The sequence below is a fragment of the Williamsia muralis NBRC 105860 genome (assembly GCF_001598915.1).
In the GTDB taxonomy this organism is placed as follows: Bacteria; Actinomycetota; Actinomycetes; order Mycobacteriales; family Mycobacteriaceae; genus Williamsia; species Williamsia muralis.
The window spans coordinates 1-875 of sequence record NZ_BDAP01000022.1; the positions used below are offsets into that span (position 1 = coordinate 1).

Annotated in this window: 1 protein-coding gene; it reads left to right on the forward strand. The window is 56.7% G+C overall.

Translation table 11 applies throughout. The annotated features are described in order from the left end of the window. Window positions 1-11 precede the first annotated feature (11 nt). On the forward strand, window positions 12-875 hold an 864-nt coding region (locus WIMU1_RS25685; RefSeq protein WP_174548785.1), incomplete at its 3' end, for a cbb3-type cytochrome c oxidase subunit I.

The window sequence follows — 875 nt, forward strand, 5'->3', positions numbered from 1 at the left end:
CAGGAGGATCAGTGACCGCGGTAGACCAGCCCACCACTCAGGTGGCTCCGGTTCGGCCTTATCCCGAGCGCACGGGTGCCAAGGGTTCGTTCATCTACAAGATGTTGACGACGACCGATCACAAGATGCTGGGCATCATGTATTTGGTTGCGTGTTTTGCGTTTTTCCTCATCGGTGGCTTGATGGCGTTGCTGATGCGTACGGAGTTGACGGCTCCTGGTCTGCAGTTCTTGTCGACTGAGCAGTACAACCAGTTGTTCACCATGCATGGCACGGTGATGTTGCTGATGTATGCGACGCCGATTGTGATCGGGTTTGCCAACGTGGTGTTGCCGTTGCAGATCGGTGCGCCCGATGTGGCGTTCCCGCGGTTGAATGCGTTCAGTTTTTGGTTGTTCGTGTTCGGTTCGACGGTGGCGGTTGCCGGGTTCATCACTCCGGGTGGTGCGGCTGACTTCGGTTGGACTGCGTATACGCCGTTGACTGATGCGGTGCATTCGCCGGGTCCGGGTGCGGATATGTGGATTTTGGGTCTGGGTGTGTCGGGTCTGGGCACGATTTTGGGTGCGGTGAACATGATCACGACGGTGGTGTGTTTGCGTGCGCCGGGTATGACGATGTTCCGGATGCCGATTTTCACTTGGAACATTTTGGTGACGAGTGTGCTGATCCTGTTGGCGTTCCCGTTGTTGACGGCGGCGTTGATGGGGTTGGAGGTTGATCGGCAGTTCGGGGCGCATCTGTATGACCCGTCCAATGGTGGTGCGATTTTGTGGCAGCACTTGTTCTGGTTCTTCGGTCATCCCGAGGTGTACATCATTGCGTTGCCGTTCTTCGGGATCGTGTCGGAGATCTTCCCGGTCTTCTCCCGCAAA